Annotated in this window: 14 protein-coding genes, 2 rRNA genes and 1 pseudogene (1 of these 17 running past the window's edge); 10 read left to right on the top strand and 7 right to left on the bottom strand. The window is 70.6% G+C overall.

The features are described from left to right. Positions 1-1270 (top strand): 23S ribosomal RNA (locus D7M15_RS10135) (it extends 1859 nt beyond the left edge of the window). A 66-nt stretch (positions 1271-1336) separates the two neighbouring features. Continuing rightward, a 5S ribosomal RNA gene (gene rrf, locus D7M15_RS10130) occupies positions 1337-1453 on the top strand. Between the two features lie 128 nt (positions 1454-1581). Here the strand turns inward: rrf and D7M15_RS10125 are convergent. The 5 genes from D7M15_RS10125 to D7M15_RS10105 are packed head-to-tail and all read right to left on the bottom strand — an operon-like array spanning position 1582 to position 7105. Beyond that, positions 1582-2892 (bottom strand): DUF58 domain-containing protein, encoded by a 1311-nt coding sequence (locus tag D7M15_RS10125; RefSeq protein WP_121517209.1) that lies wholly within the window; start codon positions 2890-2892, stop codon positions 1582-1584. Positions 2893-2918: 26 nt separating this feature from the next. After that, entirely contained in the window at positions 2919-3884 is a 966-nt protein-coding gene (locus D7M15_RS10120; RefSeq protein ID WP_121517208.1) for a MoxR family ATPase, read from the bottom strand. Next, complete coding sequence (locus D7M15_RS10115) at positions 3881-5119, bottom strand: DUF4350 domain-containing protein (protein WP_121517207.1); 1239 nt, start codon at positions 5117-5119, stop codon at positions 3881-3883. The genes D7M15_RS10120 and D7M15_RS10115 overlap by 4 nt, the downstream gene beginning before the upstream one ends. Continuing rightward, the gene (locus D7M15_RS10110; RefSeq protein ID WP_121520530.1) at positions 5116-5817 is read right to left on the bottom strand and encodes a DUF4129 domain-containing protein; all 702 of its coding nucleotides are present in this window, start codon (positions 5815-5817) and stop codon (positions 5116-5118) included. The genes D7M15_RS10115 and D7M15_RS10110 overlap by 4 nt, the downstream gene beginning before the upstream one ends. 31 nt (positions 5818-5848) lie before the next feature. Then, entirely contained in the window at positions 5849-7105 is a 1257-nt protein-coding gene (locus tag D7M15_RS10105) for a glycerophosphoryl diester phosphodiesterase membrane domain-containing protein (protein WP_121517206.1), read from the bottom strand. A 120-nt stretch (positions 7106-7225) separates the two neighbouring features. Here D7M15_RS10105 and mtnA point away from each other — a divergent pair, with 120 nt between their 5' ends. The 7 genes and pseudogenes from mtnA to D7M15_RS10070 form a co-directional block, all read left to right on the top strand. Then, positions 7226-8350 carry an S-methyl-5-thioribose-1-phosphate isomerase gene (gene mtnA, locus D7M15_RS10100; RefSeq protein ID WP_121517205.1) on the top strand — a complete coding sequence of 375 codons (1125 nt, stop codon included), beginning with the start codon at positions 7226-7228 and terminating at the stop codon, positions 8348-8350. Then, positions 8347-9024 (top strand): two-component system response regulator MtrA, encoded by a 678-nt coding sequence (gene mtrA / locus D7M15_RS10095; RefSeq protein ID WP_121517204.1) that lies wholly within the window; start codon positions 8347-8349, stop codon positions 9022-9024. The genes mtnA and mtrA overlap by 4 nt, the downstream gene beginning before the upstream one ends. Before the next feature lie 166 nt (positions 9025-9190). Beyond that, positions 9191-11014 (top strand): MtrAB system histidine kinase MtrB, encoded by a 1824-nt coding sequence (mtrB, locus tag D7M15_RS10090; RefSeq protein ID WP_240649611.1) that lies wholly within the window; start codon positions 9191-9193, stop codon positions 11012-11014. Continuing rightward, positions 11004-12839: an LpqB family beta-propeller domain-containing protein gene (locus tag D7M15_RS10085; RefSeq protein WP_121517202.1), complete on the top strand. Its 1836-nt coding sequence runs from the start codon at positions 11004-11006 to the stop codon at positions 12837-12839. The genes mtrB and D7M15_RS10085 overlap by 11 nt, the downstream gene beginning before the upstream one ends. Before the next feature lie 148 nt (positions 12840-12987). Beyond that, positions 12988-13782, top strand: coding sequence for a ComF family protein (locus tag D7M15_RS10080; protein WP_346428791.1), 795 nt, complete (start codon positions 12988-12990; stop codon positions 13780-13782). Positions 13783-14071: 289 nt separating this feature from the next. After that, the gene (gene raiA, locus D7M15_RS10075) at positions 14072-14767 is read left to right on the top strand and encodes a ribosome-associated translation inhibitor RaiA (RefSeq protein WP_121517201.1); all 696 of its coding nucleotides are present in this window, start codon (positions 14072-14074) and stop codon (positions 14765-14767) included. Positions 14768-14985: 218 nt separating this feature from the next. Next, a pseudogene (locus D7M15_RS10070) lies at positions 14986-15645 on the top strand (response regulator transcription factor); the annotation flags it as partial. Positions 15646-15726: 81 nt separating this feature from the next. Here D7M15_RS10070 and D7M15_RS10065 read toward each other — a convergent pair. Further along, on the bottom strand, positions 15727-16929 hold the full coding sequence (locus D7M15_RS10065; RefSeq protein WP_121517199.1) for a crosslink repair DNA glycosylase YcaQ family protein: 1203 nt from the start codon (positions 16927-16929) through the stop codon (positions 15727-15729). A gap of 97 nt (positions 16930-17026) precedes the next feature. Then, positions 17027-17608, bottom strand: coding sequence for a GNAT family N-acetyltransferase (locus tag D7M15_RS10060; protein ID WP_121517198.1), 582 nt, complete (start codon positions 17606-17608; stop codon positions 17027-17029). Positions 17609-17768: 160 nt separating this feature from the next. Here D7M15_RS10060 and secA point away from each other — a divergent pair, with 160 nt between their 5' ends. Next, on the top strand, positions 17769-20627 hold the full coding sequence (gene secA, locus D7M15_RS10055) for a preprotein translocase subunit SecA (protein WP_121520526.1): 2859 nt from the start codon (positions 17769-17771) through the stop codon (positions 20625-20627). The last annotated feature ends 126 nt before the right edge of the window (positions 20628-20753 follow it).

The following is a 20753-nucleotide window of genomic DNA, read 5'->3' as shown; positions in this document are numbered from 1 at the left end:
CGAGGCGTTCGGGTGAACTATGGTTAAGGAACTCGGCAAAATGCCCCCGTAACTTCGGGAGAAGGGGGGCCACGTCTGGTGATCCAATTTTCTTGGTGAGCTGGGTGTGGCCGCAGAGACCAGCGAGAAGCGACTGTTTACTAAAAACACAGGTCCGTGCGAAGCCGTAAGGCGATGTATACGGACTGACGCCTGCCCGGTGCTGGAACGTTAAGGGGACCGGTTAATCAGTATTCGTTCTGGTGAAGCTGAGAACTTAAGCGCCAGTAAACGGCGGTGGTAACTATAACCATCCTAAGGTAGCGAAATTCCTTGTCGGGTAAGTTCCGACCTGCACGAATGGCGTAACGACTTCTTGACTGTCTCAACCATAGGCCCGGTGAAATTGCAGTACGAGTAAAGATGCTCGTTTCGCGCAGCAGGACGGAAAGACCCCGGGACCTTTACTATAGCTTGATATTGGTGTTCGGTTCGGCTTGTGTAGGATAGGTGGGAGACTGTGAAGTGGCCGCGCCAGCGGTTGTGGAGTCGTTGTTGAAATACCACTCTGGTCGTGCTGGATGTCTAACCTGGGTCCGTGATCCGGATCGGGGACAGTGTCTGGTGGGTAGTTTAACTGGGGCGGTTGCCTCCTAAAGAGTAACGGAGGCGCCCAAAGGTTCCCTCAGCCTGGTTGGTCATCAGGTGGTGAGTGTAAGTGCACAAGGGAGCTTGACTGTGAGACTGACGGGTCGAGCAGGGACGAAAGTCGGGACTAGTGATCCGGCGGTGGCTTGTGGAAGCGCCGTCGCTCAACGGATAAAAGGTACCCCGGGGATAACAGGCTGATCTTCCCCAAGAGTCCATATCGACGGGATGGTTTGGCACCTCGATGTCGGCTCGTCGCATCCTGGGGCTGGAGTCGGTCCCAAGGGTTGGGCTGTTCGCCCATTAAAGCGGTACGCGAGCTGGGTTTAGAACGTCGTGAGACAGTTCGGTCCCTATCCGCTGCGCGCGTAGGAGTCTTGAGAAGGGCTGTCCCTAGTACGAGAGGACCGGGACGGACGGACCTCTGGTGTGCCAGTTGTTCTGCCAAGGGCATGGCTGGTTGGCTACGTTCGGGAAGGATAACCGCTGAAAGCATCTAAGCGGGAAGCCTGCTTCGAGATGAGGGCTCCCACCCCCTTGGTGGGGTTAAGGCTCCCGGGAGATGACCGGGTTGATAGGCCGGATATGGAAGCCTAGTAATGGGTGGAGTTGACCGGTACTAATAGGCCGAGGGCTTGTCCTTAGATGTTCGCGTCCACTGTGTGGTTTCTGAGACCACAACCGCCATATACGGCGTGTTGGGTTGGGTTTCGGTGGTTATAGCGTGAGGGAAACGCCCGGTTACATTTCGAACCCGGAAGCTAAGCCTTTCTGCGCCGATGGTACTGCGAGGGGGACCTCGTGGGAGAGTAGGACACCGCCGAACAATCATTGAGAGAAGGGGTCTTGTCGGGCATTTTCCGACACGGCCCCTTCTCGCATGCCTGCGCATCCCCGCGAACATCCGCGTAGATGCTGCCTGGTTCTCCACCGTTCCGTAGCAGCAGGAATGCGTCAGAGGCGGCCAGCCGCCTTCAACGCCAGATAGGCGTCAGCCAAGGTGGGAGCGAGGTCGTTCGGCGTCGCGTCGACGACGAGAACACCGTGACGGCGGAGCAGGTCTGCCGCGTGCCTTCTCTCGGCCTGGGTCTTCGCGGCGGCTGCCGCTTCGTAGACCGCGTCCACTGTGCCCCTGGCGTCTGCCATCTTCTCCAGCAACGGGTCCGCGACCGACGCCACCAGGACCGTGTGGCGCTGGGTGAGTTGCGGCAGAGAGGGGAGCAACTGCTCCTCCACCGCAGCCGGTTCGAGTCCCGTGAACAGCACCAACAGTGAACGGTGGCGTGCCATCTTCAACGCCGTCGCAGTCAGGCCCCGTGCGTCGGCTTCGACGAGTTCGGGTTCGAGGTTGGCCATCGCCTCCACGAACGCGGGCAGTACGTCCTGTGCCCTGCGTCCCCGTACGGAAGCACGCACGTGCCTGTCGTACGCGAGGAGGTCGACGTGGCCACCGGCCCGTGAGGCGAGCGCCGTCAGCAGGAGTGCCGCGTCCATCGCCGCGTCGAGGCGTGGGGCGTCGCCGACGCGGCCCGCTGACGTGCGACTGGTGTCGAGGACCAGCAGGACTCGACGGTCGCGTTCGGGTCGCCAGGTGCGTACCGCCACCGTCGTCTGCCTGGCGGTTGCCCGCCAGTCGATCGACCGGGTGTCGTCGCCGGGGATGTACGCCCGCAGGCTGTCGAACTCCGTGCCCTCGCCGCGGGTGAGGATGCTCGTACGGCCGTCCAGCTCGCGGAGGCGGGCCGTCTTGGCGGGCAGGTGTCTGCGACTGGTGAAGGCGGGGAGCACACGCACAATCCACGGCACGGAGTGGCTGCCCTGTCGGGCGGCGAGTCCCAGGGGCCCGTACGAGCGCACGGTGACGCGGTCCGCATGGCGATCACCGCGACGGGTCGGGGTGAGGACGGTGCGGATCCGCTGTCGTTCTCCAGGAGGGACGGCCACGTCGTGGCGTGAGGCGGAGAGCGCTTCGCCGGTCGACCAGCTGCTCGGGGGCCAGGCGTCGCGAAGTCGGGCGCGCAGGGTGCGGCCGCTGGGGTTGGTGAGGAGGAGCGTGACGGATGCCTGTTCACCGAGTCGAACTGAAGTATCACCGGATCGGATGAACCGGAGCTTTCGCACTGGCGCGGCGCGGATGAGGTCGTACAGGATTGCCAGCAGCAGGGGGACCTCCACGGCGAGCACGCCATGCAAGCCGGGGAGGAGGAGCCCGACGACCAGCGCGCCGAGGGCGGCGATGAGGGCGGTGCGTCCGGTGAGCGCCATCGTCAGTATCAGTCCGATCAGAGACGTCAGCGGGGGACCGGGACATGTGCGAGCAGTGAGTGGATGACGCTGTCGGCGGTCACGCCCTCCATCTCGGCTTCGGACCGTAGCTGGACGCGGTGCCGCAGCGTGGGGAGGGCAAGAGCCTTCACGTCGTCAGGGATGACGTAGTCGCGGCCGGTCAACCAGGCCCAGGCCCGAGCCGTGCAGAGCAGGGCGGTGGCTCCCCGGGGGGAGACGCCGAGGGAGAGCGAAGGGGACGTACGGGTGGCACGACAGATATCGACGACATAGCTGGTGACTTCCGGGGAGACCGACGTCTCGCTGACAGCCGCGCGGGCGGTGTCGAGTTCGTCGGGACCGGCCACGGGGCGCACACCCGCGGAGGAGAGATCTCCGGGGTCGAAGCCTTCGGCGTGCCGGGTCAGCACACTGATCTCGTGTTCACGGGTGGGAAGCGGGATGTTCAACTTCAGCAGGAACCGGTCGAGTTGGGCCTCGGGCAGGGGGTACGTCCCTTCGTACTCCACGGGGTTCTGGGTGGCGACGACGAGGAACGGGTGGGGAAGCAGACGGGGAGTGCCGTCCACGGAGACCTGACGTTCCTCCATCGCCTCCAGCAGGGAGGCCTGTGTCTTGGGCGGCGTGCGGTTGATCTCGTCGGCCAGCAGCAGATTGGTGAAGACCGGTCCGGGCTGGAAGGAGAACTCGGACGAGCGCGAGTCGTAGACGAGCGATCCCGTGACGTCGCTCGGCATCAGGTCGGGCGTGAACTGCACGCGCTTGGTGTCCAGCGCGAGAGACGCCGCGAGGGTGCGGACGAGCAGTGTCTTGGCGACGCCGGGGACGCCTTCGAGTAGTACGTGGCCGCGGCAGAGGAGAGCGACGACAAGGCCCGTCACGGCGGCGTCCTGGCCCACCACGGCCTTGGAGATCTCGGTGCGCAGCGTTTCCAGTGAGCTGCGGGCGCTGTCGGCGGAGGAGTCGCTCACGTGGTGCGGTCCTTGTCTTTCGTCGGCGTGGTCGTGGGATCGGTCGGTGCTCCGGCTCGCGTGAACCGTGCCTCGATCAGGTCGAGTTCGTCGACGAGCCGGACGAGCGAGGCGTCGTCGGTGGGGGCCGGGCCGAACAGCAAGTCGTGTGTCCGCGTCGCGTCGGGCATACCGTCGCTCTCCGCGCGCTCGGCGAGGGCGGACGTGAGGGCTTCTGGGGAGTGGGCCTGTGCGGTGGGCAGGCCGACGAGCGAGGCCAGACGGGTGCGGGCGGCGGCGCGCAGATTGTCGGCGGCGCGGTCGCGGGCGTCCGCCTGGCGGTAGAGCCTGGCGCGGCCATCCGTGGTCTCGGAGGCGCGGACCTCCACGGGGAGTCGTTCGGGGACGAGTGGGCCGAGTCTGCGGGCGCGCCACACGGCGGTCAGCAGTGCGGCGACACCGAGTTGGAGGGCTCCCCAGGACCAGCCGTTGGGGATGAGTTCGAAGAAGCCGCGTTCACCGTTCCCGGTGGGGGCGGAGTCGGAAAGGGACGGGAGGTACCACACGAGATGCGGGCGGGAACCGAGAAGTTGCAGGGTCAGCGACGCGTTGCCGAGTTGGTCGAGACGGTCGTTGCGCAAAGGCTCGGATGTGCCGAGCAGCACCGTGTCGCCGGTCCCCTCGGAGGCGGGAACCCGTACCAGCGAGGGCAGTTCCTGGCGCAGATAGCACGCTTCGGCTCGTTCGTCCTGCACGTCGTAGCGACGGCCGCCCATGTGCGCGTCGCCCGCGCGCTTCGCGGCGGGCATCGCACAGTCGGGCGTCGCCGGCTCCACGGCGGTGGGCCCGTCGACCGGGCGAACGCCCTTGGCGAGAGTGTGGACGGCGCGGGCGCCGGGGGCGACGAGCACCGTTCGTCCGCCGTCCTCGGCGGCGTCGGCAAGTGCGGCGCGGGCCGTTCGGTCGAGGTCGTCCGGGCGGGCGACGAGCAACGTGGTGTCCGGTCCGGCTGCCGCCACCGCCTCGTCCACGGTGGTGACCACCCTGCTGTCGACGCCGTGGTCCGCGAGGACCCGGGCGGCGGCGCGGGTGCCGTCGTCGTCGGGAGAGCGCGGGTCGAGCGCGGCGTACTGGTCGCCCGAGCGCACCGCCGCCATGAACAGCGCGGCCAGCACGAGTACGGTCGCGGCGGTCAGCAGGCCCCGTGCGCGTGCCCAGACCTGGCGGCCCGTCAGGGAGGTCGCGGTCGTGCTCACCGGCGGGGTCCAGGGGTGAGGCGCGGCGGCCGTGCGGTGTCGGGGCGTGTGTCGCGGATCGCGACGTCCAGGTCGCGGAGGCGTACGTACGCCGTCTCGTCGGCGGCCCGTGCCGCGTACGTCACCTCGTCGAAGGCTCGTGCGGCGCTGTGCAGTGCGGTGGCGTGGGCGGGGAGTACGAGTCCGGCTTCCGTGGCGGCTTCGTCGGCGGTGCGGCCGGGGCGTGGCTCCAGCAGGGCGCGTTCCTCCAGGGAGCGGACGAGGGCGCGCATCCGTTCCTGGAGGGCCTCGTTCCAACGGTGGTGCGCCGCGTGCGCGTCCGCAGCGGCGCGATGGTCGGCCGCGGTGCCGACACGGGCCGGGAACAGCGCGCCGTCACGGCTGGTGGGTCCGGGCCTCGGGGACCCGAGGCGCGCGCGCAGCGTGACGGCCAGCAGCACGACCACGGCGCCGATGACGAGCAGTCCGACGGCCCCTCCAGGCGACGCGTCGGCAGCGGAGCCGAGGAGGTCGCCCAAGTGCTCCCAGAGCCAGTCCAGTACGCGGCGGAAGAGGCCGGGGTCGTCCTGGTGGTACGCGGGGTCGGACAGCTCGTCCTCCGCCGCGCGGCGCGCGGGGTCACGGGGGACGGTCACCGGAGGTGTGCCGTCCGTACCGCTCGCGAGGGGGTGCGTACGCGGGCCCGCCGCCGTACGCAGGGCCGCCCCGGCCGACCCCCTCGCGAACACGTCAACTCCCCGGCGGCGGGCCCGCGGAGGGCGGAGCGGCGGCGTCGTCCACCCCGGCGGCGCGGGCGAGTTCGAGGTCGAGCGCCTCGCGCCTGATCCGCTGGTCCATGTAGAGCAGGGCGGTGATGCCCGCGCTCAGCGGGAGCGTGACGGTGGAGGCGAGCACCGCGCCGACGCCGATGATGGCCAGGTACGTCCAGGAGACGGAGAGGTCCGTCGCGGAGAGCACGCCGCCCATGCCGTCGCCGTCGACGATCGACGCGACGACGGTGGTGGGAATCCGCACGATGTACCCGACGACCGTCACCAGCAGTACCGCGAGCAGCTGGATGCCGAACGTCCGCCACCAGCTGTTGTGCACGAGCTTCGCGGACCTGCGCAGCGCGGCGGTGACGCCCTGCTTCTCCAGCATCAGGGCGGGCGCCGCCAGCGAGTAGCGCACCCAGAGCCAGACCGCGGCGACCGTTCCGGCGAGGCCACCGAGGACCGCGAGCAGGCTTCCGCCCACTTCCGCGCCCGCCAACGCGATCAGCAGGCCGGGGGTGAAGCCGGCCAGCACGGCGCCCATGACGATGAGCAGTACGAGCAGCGTGAGACCGAGCATGCTGCCCAGCCGCGGCCTCGCCTCGCGCCAGGCTTCCCGCGTCGTCACGGGCCGCCCCAGTACGGCGCGGCTGACGACGATGGTGAGCATGGCGGTGGCCACGACGGTGCCGAAGACCGTGGCCAGCAGCTCCACTCCGGCCCAACTGAGCGTCCCCGTCAGGGCGTCGGCCAGTTCGTCGCTGCTGGGCTCCTGGTTGCTCTCCAACGCTTCCAGGCTGGAGTTGTCGCGCAGCCAGATCCCGCTGGCGACGGTCGAGGCGCACTGCACCACGACGGCGACGCCGAGCGCGATGCCCAGGGCCGTACGCCAGTGGGCGCGGGCGCTGGCCACGGCGCCGTCGAGGATCTCGCCGATCCCGAGCGGGCGCAGCGGGATGACTCCGGGGCGGGCGGCGGGCGGCGGCTGGTTCCAGGCGTTGTTCCAGTTGCCCCAGCCCTGCTGCCCGTACGGGGGCGGGGTCGGGGGCGCTCCCCAGCCGGGGCCCTGGGCGGGCGGCGGTTGCTGTGCCGACCAGTTGGAAGGGGGAGGATCAGCCGGTGCCTGCCCGTCGGGGGGTGTCTTCCGCGGAGCGTCCGACGGCTTGTCCTCACGGTCGTCCGAGGGGTCGGACGGGGAGGATCCGGGCGAAGCCCAGCCCGGAGTGTCGTTCATGCTTCTCCTACTCCTTCGCCTGGTTGTCAGCCATCGTGCCACGGGGGCGGACGGCGCGGGACGGAGCCTGTCGCCTTCTCCCGCCTTCAGCGGCCCGGGTTTTGGGGGCAGACTGTGCGGATGAGTGATCAGCATGTGCCCGTCGCGCGCTGGGCGAGACCGCCCGAAGGCCCGGCGTTGGTGCTTCTCGACCAGACCCGACTGCCCGCGGAAGAGGCGGAGTTGGTCTGCGCCGACGTACCCGCGCTGGTCGCGGCGATCCGTTCGCTCGCCGTACGGGGGGCACCGCTGCTCGGCATCGCGGGCGCGTACGGTGTCGCGCTGGCCGCGGCACGGGGCGACACCGTCGCGGAGGCCGCTCGGCTGCTCGCCGAGGCGCGGCCCACCGCGGTGAACCTCGCGTACGGGGTGCGGCGGGCCGAACGGGCGTACGACGGCGCCGTCGCGCGCGGGGCGGACCCGGCGGAGGCAGCGGCGGCGGCACTCGCGGAGGCGGAGGACCTGCACCGCGAGGACGCGGAGGCGAGCGACCGGATGGCGGGGCACGGCCTGGCCCTCCTGGAGGAACTGCTGCCGACGGGCGATCTGCGGCTGCTCACCCACTGCAACACGGGACGGCTGGTATCCGGCGGGCACGGTACGGCTTTCGCCGTGGTGCGGGCGGCCCACCGGGCGGGCCGGTTGCGGCAGTTGTGGGTGGACGAGACGAGGCCGCTGTTGCAGGGGGCGCGGCTGACGGCGTACGAGGCGGCGCGGGAGGCGATGCCGTACAGCGTGCTGGTGGACAACGCCGCCGGGTCGTTGTTCGCGGCGGGGCAGGTCGACGCGGTGCTGATAGGCGCCGACCGGATAGCGGCGGACGGCTCGGTGGCCAATAAGGTGGGCAGCTATCCGCTGGCGGTGCTGGCCCGCCACCACCGGGTGCCCTTCCTCGTGGTGGCGCCGGTGACCACCGTCGATCCGGAGACGCCGGACGGTGCGGCGATCGTCGTCGAGCAGCGGGACGCGCGTGAGGTGACGGAGCTTCCCTCCCCGGCGGCGGGGACGACGGGCGGGGTGCCGGTCGCCCCGTCGGGTTCGGCGGCGTACAACCCGGCGTTCGACGTGACGCCGCCGGGATTGGTGAGCGCGTTGGTCACGGAGCGTGGCGTGGTGTCGCCCGTCACGGAGAACGGAATCCAGGAGCTGTGTTCCATGTCACTATCAGGAGAGTCACGATCGGGTAATGGGATGATGAACTCATGAAGGGACGCGTTCTCGTCGTCGACGACGACACGGCACTGGCGGAGATGCTCGGCATCGTGCTGCGCGGCGAAGGGTTCGAGCCGTCGTTCGTGGCGGACGGTGACAAGGCGCTGGCGGCCTTCCGTGAGACCAAGCCCGACCTGGTGCTGCTCGACCTGATGCTGCCCGGCCGGGACGGCATCGAGGTGTGCCGGCTGATCCGGGCGGAGTCCGGTGTGCCGGTGGTGATGCTGACCGCCAAGACGGACACCGTCGACGTGGTCGTCGGCCTGGAGTCGGGCGCCGACGACTACATCGTCAAGCCCTTCAAGCCGAAGGAGCTGGTCGCCCGTATCCGCGCCAGGCTGCGCAGGTCGGAGGAGCCCGCGCCGGAGCAGCTCGCCATCGGTGATCTCGTGATCGACGTGGCCGGGCACTCGGTGAAGCGGGAGGGGCAGTCGATCGCCCTGACCCCGCTGGAGTTCGACCTGCTGGTCGCGCTCGCCCGCAAGCCCTGGCAGGTCTTCACCCGCGAGGTGCTGCTGGAGCAGGTCTGGGGTTACCGGCACGCCGCCGACACCCGGCTGGTGAACGTCCACGTGCAGCGGCTGCGTTCGAAGGTGGAGAAGGACCCCGAGCGTCCGGAGATCGTGGTCACCGTGCGCGGCGTGGGGTACAAGGCCGGGCCTGGCTGACATGTCCGGGATCGGCCCCGCTCGACCGCGTACGGACGGGAGCGGCACGGGGAGTCAGCCGTCCGAGGGTTCGAAGCTCGGGCGGTTGAGGCCCAGTGGCGGCTTCTTCACGGAGGGGCTGCTGCCCGAGGGGGCGACGGGTACGCGAGCGCACCCCGTCGTCCGGATGTTCGTGCGGCTGGTGCGCCGTCCGCTGCTGCCCGCGATGCGGCTGTGGCGGCGCAACCTCCAGCTCCGTGTCGTCGCCGCGTCGCTGCTGATGTCGCTGGGCGTCGTGCTGCTGCTCGGGATCGTCGTCAACGGGCAGGTGCGGAACGGCCTGCTGGAGGCGAAGGAGCAGACGGCGCAGAGCCAGGCGTCGGGCGGTTTCGCGTTCGCCCAGCAGGCGGCCGACAAGTCCAACACCCGGGGTTCCAGCTTCAACGCGATCGAGGGCGCCGTCGGCAGCGGTTCCGCGCAGTCGGCCGGCACCTGGATGAACAACCTGGTGGAGCAGCTGGCCAGCGGTGGCCAGGGCGTGTACTCGGTGGTGGTGCTCAGCTCCGAGAGCGACGAGACGCCGATGCTCGGCAACGCGGACGCGCGCCTCAAGGGTGCCCGCGCCTCCGGCGACATACTTCCCGAGGAGAGCATCCCCGGTGACCTGCGGTCCGACATGGACGCGCAGGACGGCACGCACCAGCGGTACGCGAAGCTGCACCGGCAGAGCGGCGGCACCGAGCCCGCGCTGATCGTCGGTAAGCGGATCAGCGACCTCAACGGCAATCCGTACCAGCTGTACTACGTCTTCCCCTTCAACCAGGAGGAGGAGACCCTCGTCCTGGTCAAGGGCACGCTGGTCACGGCGGGTGTGTTCGTCGTGGTGCTGCTCGGCGCGATCGCCTGGCTGGTCGTACGGCAGGTGGTGACGCCCGTACGGATGGCCGCGGGCATCTCCGAACGGCTCGCCGCGGGCAGGCTCCAGGAGCGGATGAAGGTCACCGGTGAGGACGACATCGCGCGTCTCGGTGAGGCGTTCAACAAGATGGCGCAGAAGCTCCAGGTCAAGATCCAGCAGTTGGAGGCGTTGTCGCGGATGCAGCGCCGTTTCGTCTCGGACGTGTCGCACGAGCTGCGTACGCCGCTGACGACGGTGCGGATGGCGGCCGACGTGATCCACGAGGCCCGCGACGACTTCGACCCGGTGACGGCGCGGTCGGCGGAGCTGCTGCTCGGGCAGGTGGACCGGTTCGAGTCGTTGCTGAACGACCTGCTGGAGATCAGCCGGTTCGACGCGGGGGCCGCCGCGCTGGAGCCCGACCCGACGGATCTGCGCGACGTGGTCCGCCGGGTGGTGGAGGGCTGCGAACCGCTCGCGGAGCGGAAGGGCAGCCGCCTCGTCGTGAAGGGTGACGAGCGGCCGGTGGTGGCCGAGGTGGACAGCCGCCGTATCGAACGGGTCCTGCGCAACCTCGTGGACAACGCCATCGAGCACGGTGAGGGCCACGACGTGGTCGTCCGCCTCGCGGTGGGCGGTGGCGCGGTCGCGGTGGCCGTACGGGACTACGGCGTCGGCCTGAAGCCGAACGAGGTGAAGCGGGTGTTCAGCCGCTTCTGGCGGGCGGACCCGGCCCGTGCCCGTACGACCGGGGGGACCGGTCTCGGGCTGTCCATCGCCATCGAGGACGCCCGGCTGCACGGCGGCTGGTTGCAGGCGTGGGGGGAGCCGGGCGGCGGCTCGCAGTTCCGGTTGACGCTGCCGAGCACGAGCGGTGAGGTGCTGCGCGGTTCACCGATCGCGTTGGAGCCGTCCGACTCGCGGCGCAGACGCGGGGTCGAGGACCCGGTGACGGCCGGGCCCCGCGTCCCGGCGGGCGCGACGGCGTCGGGTGGACCGGGCGTCCCGCGTGGCGTGGCGGGCGCGGAGCCGGGAGGCGAAGGGGCCGAGGGTTCGGCGGGGGTGCGGCAGTCCGCCGGTACGGGGCGAGAGGAGCGCGTTGATGACAGCTGACCGCCGCCGCTGGGCGACCACCGTGGCGCCGCTGGCGGCGTGTGCCCTGCTGCTGTCCGGTTGCGCCTCGATGCCGTCGGGCGGCAAGGTCAACCGCGTCGACTCGTCGCAACGGGCGGAGGGCGAGTCCCGCGTCCGTGTCTTCGGCGTCAGCCCGCAGAAGGACGAGACGCCGCAGGAGATCGTCCGCGGGTTCCTGGAGGCGACGACGAGCGACGAGCCCCGGTTCTCGACGGCCAAGGAGTACCTCACGGAGCACGCGGCGAAGAAGTGGGACCCGTTCGCGAGCACGACCGTGCTGACCGGCGGGCCGAGCGCGCACGCCGCGAGCGGGGTGGCGGGCGAGCGGGACGGCTACACGGTGGAGATAGCGGGCACGCGGACCGCGCTCGTGAACGAGTGGCAGTCGTACGGCCCGGCGGCGGGCGCGTACAACGCGAACGTCCACCTCACGAAGCTCAAGGAGGGCTGGCGGATCGACAAGCTCCCGGACGGCCTGGTCCTCGGTGAGTCCGACTTCGAGCGCATCTACCGTTCCGTGGACGTCTACTACTACGCCCAGCTCGGCCCGGACGCGGGCTCGGTGTCCGGTGGCAGGGACGTGCTCGTCGCGGACCCGGTCTATCTGCGGGGCCGTATCGACCCGGTGAAGGAGACGGTGCAGGCGCTCATCGAGGGCCCCACGGTGTGGCTCGACCCGGTGGTCGAGTCGGCGTTCCCGGAGGGTACGAAGCTGGCGGGCGGCCGCGAGCAGCACCTGTCCCTGGACGACTCGGGCGCACTGCGGGTGCGGTTGAACGCGAAGGGTGCGGGGGCGGACCGCGAGCAGTGCGCGCGGATGGCCGCGCAACTGTTCCACTCCGTGCAGTCGCAGGCGTCCGCGAAGGTCAGCGGCGTGGAGCTGAGCGGGCCGGACGGGGAGGCGAGATGCGACCTGTCGCGCGAGGGCGCCGAATCGTTCGAGCCGGGGCGGCTGGACGGCCGGGCCGCGGAGCAGTATTTCGTCGACAGCAAGCACCGGGTGGCGTCGCTGACCGGTGTCAGCGAGAAGGGCAAGGTCGTGGAGGGCCCGCTCGGCAGCGGCGCCGTCCAGCTGGGTTCCGTCGCGGTGAGCCGGGACGAGCGGCAGGGCGCCGCCGTGTCGCTCGACGGCCGCGCCCTGTACACCGCTTCGCTCGCGGGTGGCGGCGCCGACCCGGAGCCGCCCGTACTGCTGAGCGCCGCGAAGAGGGAGCAGGACCGGCTGACCGCGCCGAGCTGGGACGGCCTCGGTGACCTGTGGGTGGCGGACCGCGACCCGGAGAAGCCGCGGCTGCTGCGGCTGCGCGGCGGTACGGAGAAGCCCGAGGAGATCGAGGTGCCGGCGCTCGGCAAGGACGAGCGGATCGAGTCGCTGCGGGTCTCGTCGGACGGCGTGCGGGTGGCGATGCGCGTACGGGAGACGGACGGCCGCAGCTCGTTGCAGCTCGGCCGCGTCGAACGGCACGGCAGCCGCGAGAACCCGTCGGTGACGGTCGCCGCGCTCCGGCCGGTGGCGCCGCAGCTGGAGGACGTGGTGGCGGCGTCGTGGTCGGGTGACAGCGAACTCGTCGTGGTGGGCCGGGAGTCGCAGAGCGTGCAGCAGCTCCAGTACGTGGGGACGGACGGTTCGACGACGAACCAGCCGACGTTGCCGGGTATCAACGACGTGACGGGTGTGGCCTCGGCGGAGGACGAGGCGAAGCCGTTGCTGGCCGAGTCGGAGTACGGGATCGTACGGCTGCCGCCGGACGCCAACTGGAGAACGCTGCCCGACCCGGGGACGTCGCCGGTCTATCCGGGGTAGGCGGGCGCGGCTCGGCGGGACGCTCGTCGGCGGTACGTGCCGGTGTTGCGCTCGACGGCTGGCGATCGGTATGTCCGCGAAGGCCGTGATGTCCGGGACTTTTCCACAGCCCTGGTGGACCGTTGCGGGTGCTGGGACAGTGGTCCGTATGAGGGCGCTGTGGCGGGAGCTGACCGACCTGGTGCTGCCGGTCGGCTGCGCCGGATGCGGCCTGCCGCGGGAGCGCGGGCCGCTGTGCGGGCGCTGCCGCGGCAGGCTGGCGGCGGAGCCGTGCCGGGTGTGGCCCCGTCCCGTGCCGCCGGGGCTGCCGGTGGTGTACGGGGCGGCGGCGTACGCGGACGAGGTCAGGGAGCTGCTGCTCGCGCACAAGGAGCGGGGCGCGCTGCGGTTGGCGCGCCCGTTGGGCGCGGTGCTGGCGGAGACGGTGCGGTCTGCCGTACGGCACCGGGGGCCGCCGGGCGGGCGTGGTCGTGGCGGCCGGGGGGACTCGGGCATGAATGCGGGCCCGGGTGCGGCGGGTGCGCGTACGGGTTCCGGTTCGGGCGGAGCGCCGCCGCCGGGGCGTCCGCTGGCGCTCGTGGCGGTGCCGTCGTCGCGGCGTGCGGTCGCGGCGCGCGGGCACGACCCCGTGCGGCGCATGGCGCTGGCCGCCGCAGGTGAGCTGCGGCGCACCGGTCGGGCGGTGTGCGTGCCGCTCGTGCTGCGGCAGCGCCGTCCCGTGGCGGATCAGGCGCGGCTGACCGCCCGGCAGCGGCTGGCGAACCTCAGCGGCGCGCTGGAGGCGGTGCCCGGCTCCGGGCGGTTGCTCGGCAGGACGGAGGTGGTGCTGGTGGACGACCTCATGACCACGGGAGCGTCCCTGGTGGAGGCGGCACGTGCGATCACCGCGGAGACGGGCCGAAGACCCGTGGCGGCTGTGGTGGCGGTCCGAACCCGGCGTTGAGCCGGTTCGCGGGGCTCCGCCGTACGGGTCGCCCGGTCCGCGCCGCCGCCGGTGGCGGGACCGGTCACCACCCGAACGGGGGTACGCGCCAGTAGGGGGTGCCGACCATCCCCGACTGGAGGTACGTTCGGAGTGGGATGACGATCTTCCCTCCGGGGGAGAAGGAGGTGAAACCGCAACCCGACGTTATGCCGGAGGGTGGCTGCGGTTCACCGCGCCCCCGGCGTCAGTGCACAACGGACGCGTTCCGCACGGCAGTGCGTGGAACGGTCCGGGAACGGAGTTCTGCGTGGACATCGTCGTCAAGGGCCGAAAGACAGAGGTGCCGGACAGGTTCCGTAAGCACGTGGCCGAAAAGCTGGAGAAGATCCGGAAGCTCGACGGCAAGGTGATCAACCTGGACGTCGAGGTGTCCAAGGAGCACAACCCCCGGCAGGCCGACCGTTCCGACCGGGTGGAGATCACCCTGCGCACCCGCGGCCCGGTCGTACGAGCGGAGGCGGCCGCCTCCGACCCCTACGCGGCGCTGGACCTGGCAGCGGGCAAGTTGGAAGCGAGGCTGCGCAAGCAGCACGACAAACGCCGGGTGCACCGTGGCGGCAGCCGCGCGCCGATCAGCGTGGCGGAGGCGACCGCCCACCTGGCAGCCGAGATCAACGAGGAGCTGGACGCGGCCGCGGAGCAGCCCTCCGCACAGGACGACGGGCAGCCGGTGACGACGAAGATGGCGTCGCTGGAGGTCCAGGGCGAGGGACCCCTCGTCGTACGGGAGAAGACGCACTCGGCCGCGCCCATGACGCTCGACCAGGCGCTGTACGAGATGGAGTTGGTGGGGCACGACTTCTATCTGTTCGTCGATTCCGAGACGAAGAACCCGAGCGTGGTCTACCGCAGGCACGGTTACGACTACGGCGTGATCCACCTCGAACAGGACCCGTTCGCCGACGAGGCCCCGCCGGGTGCGGGCGGCGCTCTCGGAGGATGACCGATTCCAGTGCGCCCCCGGCCGGGTCCAGGACCCGGCCGGGGGCGCGGGCATGGGAGCATGTCACCACTGCCAACGGGGCACGCACACCGCCTGGTTGAGGGGCGGAGCCTGCTGGGGGAGGAACGATGGTGGAAAGCTTCGGGCCAGTGATGCCCGTGCCCGACACACACCGGGACCCGGACGTGCAGGAATCGCGTGGCTACGGGCCGCGGGAGGAGCCGATCCGGGTGCTCGTCGTGGACGACCACGCGCTCTTCCGGCGTGGCCTGGAGATCGTGCTGGCGCAGGAGGAGGACATCCAGGTCATCGGGGAGGCCGGGGACGGCGCCGAGGCCGTGGACAAGGCCGCCGACCTGCTGCCGGACATCGTGCTGATGGATGTGCGCATGCCGAGACGCGGCGGCATCGAGGCGTGCACGGCCATCAAGGAGGTGGCCCCCAGCGCGAAGATCATCATGCTGACGATCAGCGACGAGGAGGCCGACCTCTACGACGCGATCAAGGCCGGTGCCACGGGCTACCTGCTCAAGGAGATCTCCACCGACGAGGTGTCCACCGCGATCCGGGCGGTGGCCGACGGACAGTCGCAGATCAGCCCGTCGATGGCGGCGAAACTGCTGACCGAGTTCAAGTCCATGATCCAGCGCACGGACGAGAGCAAGCTCGTGCCCGCGCCCCGGCTCACCGACCGGGAGCTGGAGGTGCTCAAGCTGGTCGCGACCGGGATGAACAACCGCGACATCGCGAAGGAACTGTTCATCAGCGAGAACACGGTGAAGAACCACGTGCGCAACATCCTGGAGAAGCTCCAGCTGCACTCCCGGATGGAGGCCGTGGTGTACGCGATGCGGGAGAAGATCCTGGAGATCCGCTAGCCGGACCCGTGCCCCTCGGGGCGGGACCACCGCGCGGCTCCTCCCACGGCGGGTCACCCGGCGGCGGTCATCCCACGGCGGTCACCCCGCCTCGCGCAGCGCGTGCGCGACCTCCGCCTCCAGCGCGCCCCGCGCGTCCGCCGCCGCACCCTCCAGCCGTTCCAGCCGCACCCGCGTGCACCCCGCCCAGGACGCCGCCTCGACGAGCGCCCGCGCCATCGGCTCCGCCGCCCCGGCCGTACGCAGCGACAGCTGACGCGCGATCAGCGTCTCCCCCTCCCGGCCCGGGTCGACGCGCCCCATCAACTTCCCGCCCGCCAGCAGGGGCATCGCGAAATACCCGTGGACCCGCTTCGGCCGGGGCACGTACGCCTCCAGCCGGTGCGTGAAGTCGAACATCCGCAGCGTGCGCGGCCGGTCCCAGATCAGCGAGTCGAACGGCGACAGCAGCGTCGTACGGTGCCGTCCGCGCGGCGCCGTCGCCAGCGCCGCCGGGTCCGCCCAGGCGGGCCGCGCCCAGCCTGCCACCTCGACCGGCACCAACTCCGTGTCGGCGACGACGGTGGCGACCTGCTCCCGCTTCAGCCGGTGGTAGTCCGCGAGGTCGGCCTCCGTGGCGACGCCCATGGCGGTGCCGGCCTGCGCGACCAGCCGCCGGACGCACTCGCGGTCGTCGATGTCGTCGTGCAGCAGCGCGTCCGGCACGGCCCGTTCGGCCAGGTCGTACACCCGCTTCCAGCCGCGCCGCTCCCCGCAGACCACCTCGCCGGTGTCGAGCAGCCACTCCACCGCGATCTTGGTCTCGGACCAGTCGAACCACTCGCCGCCGTTCTTCCCGCCGCCCAGCTCGGTGGTCGTCAACGGGCCCTCCGCCTCGAGCCGGTCCCGTACGGCCGCGCACGCGCCGTCGCGGTCCTTCAGCTGGTGCCAGCGGTGGCCGCGGGCGCGCATCGCCCGCCGCCGGAACGCGAAGTGCGGCCACTCCTCGACGGGCAGCACGCAGGCGGCGTGCGACCAGTACTCGAAGGAGTGGCCACCCGACCAGTACGCCGTCTCCACGGCCTGTCTGCCGACCGCGCCCAGCCGTGCGTACGGCACCAGTTCGTGCGAGCGGGCCAGCACCGAGATGGTGTCCAACTGCACGGCGCCCAGCCGCCGGAGCAGCCCGCGCACCCCCGCCCGCCGGTCCGGGGCGCCGAGCAGGCCCTGCGCGCGCAGCGCGATCCGGCGGGCCTCGTCGGCGGAGAGGGAGAGCTGGGCTGTCGTGGCGTGCGGCGCGGTCATGGCGGACACCCTAAGTGCCGCCACTGACAACGCTTCCGGGAACGGAGGCGCCCCCGTCGCAAGCCCCGCGCCCCCGCCCCCGCACCCGGCCGTGGGCTCAGGGCGACGGCAGGTACGGGGTGTCGCCCGTACGCCCCCGGTCGGACGGCAGCAGCGACGCGATCCACGCGTCGCGCCGTACGCCACGGTGCGCGATACGGGAACGCAGCACGCCCTCCATGACGAAGCCGAGTCGGAGCGCCACCGCGCGGGACCCGTGGTTGCCCGCCGTCGCGACCCACTCCAGCCGTTCGACGCCGAGCGAGTCGAAGGTCCAGTCGATGACGGCGTGCGCGGCCTCCACCGTGTAGCCCTTGCCGCGCTGCTCCTTGGCGGTCCAGAAGCCCAGCTCCGCCTGGCGCTGCGCCGTCCGCAGGTGCGCGAGGCGGACGAGGCCCATGGAGCCGACGAGGGCGCCGCCGTGGGTGAAGACGCCGAGCGTGTACATGGTGTCGTCGCGCCAGCCGCCCGGGGCGGTCCGCAGGACGAACTCCTCGGCGTCGGCCCGCCCGTACGGTTCGGGCACGGGCGTCCAGCGAGGGATCTCCGGGTCCTGGCACGCGGCGAGGACGGCGTCGGTGTCGCGCGCCTCGAAGGGGCGCAGCGACAGGCGTTCGGTGCTGAGGGTTATCGGCTCCATGCCGCCATTCTCGACGGACCCGGCACCTTCGGGACCTCCGGCACGTTGGGGGTACAGCGGGCCTCGGCCCTGTCTTACGATGGCCGGTGCGGCGGGGGACCACTCCGCCGCGCCCGCGCACCAGACCGTGCCAGGCCCGATCGGCAAGGAGTCACCCTACGTGTCCGTCTTCGGCAAGCTCATGCGCGCAGGTGAGGGCAAGATCCTGCGCAAGCTGGACCGCATCGCGCGGCAGGTGAATTCCATCGAAGAGGACTTCGTCGACCTCTCCGACGCCGAGCTCAAGGCTCTCACCGAGGAGTACAAGGAGCGGTACGAGAACGGCGAGAGCCTCGACGACCTGATGCCGGAGGCCTTCGCGACGGTGCGCGAGGCGGCCAAGCGTGTGCTGGGTCAGCGGCACTACGACGTGCAGTTGCAGGGCGGCGCGGCCCTGCACCTGGGATACGTCGCGGAGATGAAGACCGGCGAGGGCAAGACCCTGGTCAGCACCCTGCCGACGTACCTGAACGCGATCTCCGGCGACGGCGTGCACGTGATCACCGTGAACGACTACCTGGCGGAGCGCGACTCCGAGTGGATGGGCCGCGTCCACAGCTTCCTGGGCCTGTCGGTCGGCTGCATCCTGGCGAACATGACGCCGACGCAGCGCCGCGAGCAGTACGCCTGCGACATCACGTACGGCACGAACAACGAGTTCGGCTTCGACTACCTCCGCGACAACATGGCCTGGTCGCAGGAGGAGTTGGTGCAGCGCGGGCACAACTTCGCGGTCGTCGACGAGGTCGACTCCATCCTGGTCGACGAGGCGCGTACGCCGCTGATCATCTCCGGCCCGGCGGACCAGGCGACGAAGTGGTACGGCGACTTCTCCAAGCTCGTGAAGCGCCTGGAGAAGGGCGAGGCGGGCGACCCGCGGGTCGGGGAGCCGGAGACCGGCGACTACGAGATCGACGAGAAGAAGCGGACCGTCGCCATCCACGAGGCGGGCGTCGGCAAGGTCGAGGACTGGCTCGGCATCGACAACCTCTACGAGTCGGTGAACACCCCGCTCGTCGGCTACCTGAACAACGCCATCAAGGCCAAGGAGCTGTACAAGAAGGACAAGGACTACGTCGTCATGGACGGCGAGGTCATGATCGTCGACGAGCACACCGGCCGTATCCTCGCCGGTCGCCGCTACAACGAGGGCATGCACCAGGCGATCGAGGCGAAGGAGGAGGTGGACATCAAGGACGAGAACCAGACGCTCGCCACCATCACCCTCCAGAACTTCTTCCGCCTCTACAACAAGCTGTCCGGCATGACCGGTACGGCCATGACGGAGGCCGCCGAGTTCCACCAGATCTACAAGCTCGGCGTCGTGCCCATCCCGACGCACCGCGGGCTCGCGCGCCAGGACAAGGCCGACCTGATCTACCGCACGGAGGTCGCGAAGTTCGACGCCGTGGTGGACGACATCGTGGTGAAGCACGAGAAGGGCCAGCCGGTGCTGGTCGGCACCACGTCCGTGGAGAAGTCGGAGTACCTCTCGAAGCAGCTCAACAAGCGCGGTGTGCGCCACGAGGTGCTCAACGCCAAGCAGCACGACCGCGAGGCGGCGATCGTCGCCCAGGCGGGCCGCAAGGGCGCGGTCACGGTCGCGACGAACATGGCCGGACGCGGCACGGACATCAAGCTCGGCGGGAACCCGGACGACATCGCCGAGGCCGAGCTGCGCGCCAAGGGCATGGACCCGGTCGAGGACGCGGAGCAGTGGGCGGCGGCGCTGCCCGCCGCGCTGGAGCGCGCGGAGAAGGCCGTGGAGGACGAGTTCGCCGAGGTCAAGGACCTGGGCGGGCTGTACGTGCTGGGCACGGAGCGCCACGAGTCGCGGCGTATCGACAACCAGCTGCGCGGCCGTTCCGGCCGTCAGGGCGACCCGGGCGAGTCCCGCTTCTACCTCTCGCTGGGCGACGACCTGATGCGCCTGTTCAAGGCGCAGATGGTCGAGCGCGTGATGGCGATGGCGAACGTGCCGGACGACGTGCCGATCGAGAACAAGATGGTGACGCGCGCGATCGCCTCCGCCCAGTCGCAGGTCGAGCAGCAGAACTTCGAGATCCGCAAGAACGTCCTGAAGTACGACGAGGTCCTCAACCGGCAGCGCGAGGTCATCTACGGCGAGCGCCGCCGGGTCCTCGCCGGTGAGGACCTGCACGAGCAGATCCAGCACTTCATCGACGACACCATCGACGCGTACGTCCAGGCCGAGACCGTCGAGGGCTTCGCCGAGGAGTGGGACCTGGACCGGCTGTGGAGCGCGTTCAAGCAGCTCTACCCGGTGTCGGTGACGGTCGAGGAGCTGGAGGACGCGGCGGGCGAACGCGAGGGCATCACCGCGGACTTCATCGTGGACGCCATCAAGGACGACGTCCACGAGCAGTACGACAAGCGTGAGAAGGAGCTGGGCTCCGAGATCATGCGCGAGCTGGAGCGGCGCGTGGTCCTCTCCGTCCTCGACCGCAAGTGGCGCGAGCACCTCTACGAGATGGACTACCTCCAGGAGGGCATCGGGCTGCGCGCGATGGCCCAGAAGGACCCGCTGGTCGAGTACCAGCGGGAGGGCTTCGACATGTTCCAGGCCATGATGGACGGCATCAAGGAGGAGTCCGTCGGCTACCTGTTCAACCTGGAGGTGCAGGTCGAGCAGCAGGTCGAGGAGGTCCCGGTCGAGGAGCGGGCCGAGGGCGGGCCGTCGCTGGAGAAGGAGCCGCAGGAGGCCGTGCCGGCCGGTGGGGCGCCCGCGATCCGCGCGAAGGGCCTGGAGGCTCCGCAGCGCCCTGACCGGCTGCACTTCTCGGCGCCGACCGCTGAGGGTGGCGTCGTCGAGGGCGAGATGCCGGTGGCCGGTGGCGAGGGTGACTACGACGACCTGGACGGCGACGGCACCGACGGTGTTCCCGTACGGTCCGAGGCCGACGGGATGACGCGTGCGGAGCGGCGCAAGGCACAGAAGGGCCGCCGTCGGAAGAAGTAGCGGGTGCGGGGCGCGCGGTGCTGAGCCGCGCGACCGTACCGCGTGCCGACCGAGGGCCCGCCCGGCCGTACCGCCGGGCGGGCCCTCGGCGTGCGCGACGCGGGCGGGGGCGTACGGAGCGGCGGG

The organism is Streptomyces sp. Z26 (assembly GCF_003665095.1).
Taxonomy (GTDB): Bacteria; Actinomycetota; Actinomycetes; order Streptomycetales; family Streptomycetaceae; genus Streptomyces; species Streptomyces phytohabitans.
This window is presented reverse-complemented; position numbering and strand designations above follow the sequence as displayed.